A 1,837-nucleotide genomic window follows, 5' to 3' on the forward strand; every position below is an offset into this window, starting at 1 on the left:
ATTATTAATATTTGTTACTTTTCGTAATATTTTTAAATAATTCATAATTTTAAATTCCTTTAAAATTAATAGAATTTGAAATAGGAATTTAAACTTTTATATCAAATAAACTTATATTTTTTTGGCTAAAACTAAAAGCTAATTTTAATAAATCTTCAAAACTCATTATATTAGATTCTTTACTAGGTTTTTCTATACCCATTAATTCTCTTATCTTTTTCATAAATTTTTCTAAAGTTTCCCTTTCTGCTTTGATTTGCTCTGGAGTTAAGACAAGATTATTATTTCCAGCTAAGGCACTTGTGATATTTTTCCCCTCAAAATCACCATCTTTTATAGGACTAAACATTAATTTTGAATATGTATCGTAAGAAGAAAAAGCACTTCTTTCTTTTAAACTCTTATCAAATCTATTAAATTTAACATAATCTTTTAGCCATCTTGGCATACGCTCAACTTCAGCACTTGTAAAGCCATTTTCACCCCTACTAATAAGCTGTGCTCCAAGTGCCATATCAAATGCATGAAAATCTTGCCTACTGATATTTCTATCATAACCGCTAAATTTACCATCATAAGTAGTCTCTGCTTCTATAACTGCTCTTATATCGCTTGATAAAAATCCCATAAGAAGCCCGCCTCTTGTAAATTCTCCCTTTTCGTTTTTATATCTATTCTCAGCAGGGTCAAAATTGCTTATATATAATTTATCTTCTTCTAATATTTCCTTACTACGAAAAACAGTGGTATTTGGCTTAGTTCTATCTTCATTTCTATAATGAAAAAACATACCACCAACATCTTCAGTTTTTTTATCAAAATTAACATTTGAAAACTCATATGGACTTTGCAATATTTTTGTCACTTCAAAAGTTCCTTTTTTGATAACATAACCTTGTGGAAATTGCTTTATATCTTCGGTATTAAAAAATTCTTTAGAGTTTAAAAAATCTTCACTTACAACTTGGCTAAAAAGTGTATAAGCGTTATTAACAGTTTTTGCTATATCAATTTCATAATACTTTCTATATGCTCTTAAAGAATTGTTATTTCTATCTACTAGATTTTTTAAAGTATCGCTGTGGATTTTATAATTATCCGGAATACCTGCGGCTTTATTAAAATCACTTGTAAAAAAGCCATCTTTATCAACTCCGTATCCTAATACTTCACCTACCTTTTTATCATCTGCTTTATTGTCTACTTTTTTAATCTCGTTATTTGTTTCTTTTTTGCTTATATTAGTTATTTGATATGTTGAATAAGAATTTATTTTCATAATTATTCCTTTAGGTAGGGTTCTATTAGAACCCTAATGCAAAATTACCATGCCTTCTAGCTGTTTCTGTATAAATATAATTTTTTGCTTGTAAATTTTTTACAGCACTTTCTACCCAAGAATTAATTATGCCTCTAGCTTTACCAGTTGTAAAATCAACAGCTCTTGCATTTAAACTATAACTATAGGCTCTTCCAAATAATTGTGGTGTTTTTGTCTGAGTAAATGCTATTCCAACCACTTCGTTTGGCAATACACCCTTTAGCGAATCACTATAAGCATTTTTTTGAAAAATTGTAGGGCTACTACCTGAACTAAAATCAGTATTATATCCTGAAATAGCTTCAAGCATCTTTTCATTATAATCATACTCTACCTTAAAAATTGTTTGTAACATAAATGAATTATTAATAGCAGTTCCTACATATCTAAAAACATACCCGCCATGAACTTTATTCATCTCTTCAGTATTTAAAACTTTAACACCTAATGAATTATCACTTATAGCACCTTTGCTAATATCTGCTAATAAATCATTAGCATTAGCACTTAAGCCTA

The 1,837-nt window shown here is 28.2% G+C and carries 1 protein-coding gene and 1 pseudogene; both read right to left on the reverse strand.

From position 1 onward, the window contains the following. Window positions 1–88: 88 nt before the first annotated feature. The gene (locus KJR01_RS09520) at window positions 89–1,279 is read right to left on the reverse strand and encodes a Cj0814 family flagellar-dependent secreted protein (RefSeq protein ID WP_214119001.1); all 1,191 of its coding nucleotides are present in this window, start codon (window positions 1,277–1,279) and stop codon (window positions 89–91) included. A 25-nt stretch (window positions 1,280–1,304) separates the two neighbouring features. Next, a pseudogene (locus KJR01_RS09525) lies at window positions 1,305–1,837 on the reverse strand (hypothetical protein); the annotation flags it as partial.

The sequence above is a fragment of the Campylobacter sp. 2018MI10 genome (assembly GCF_018501175.1).
Lineage (GTDB): Bacteria > Campylobacterota > Campylobacteria > Campylobacterales > Campylobacteraceae > Campylobacter_E.

What these genes read in the sequence shown, in the direction of transcription:
- KJR01_RS09520 (WP_214119001.1), bottom strand. Translation starts at nt 1,279, where the DNA reads ATGAAAATAAATTCTTATTCAACATATCAAATAACTAATATAAGCAAA.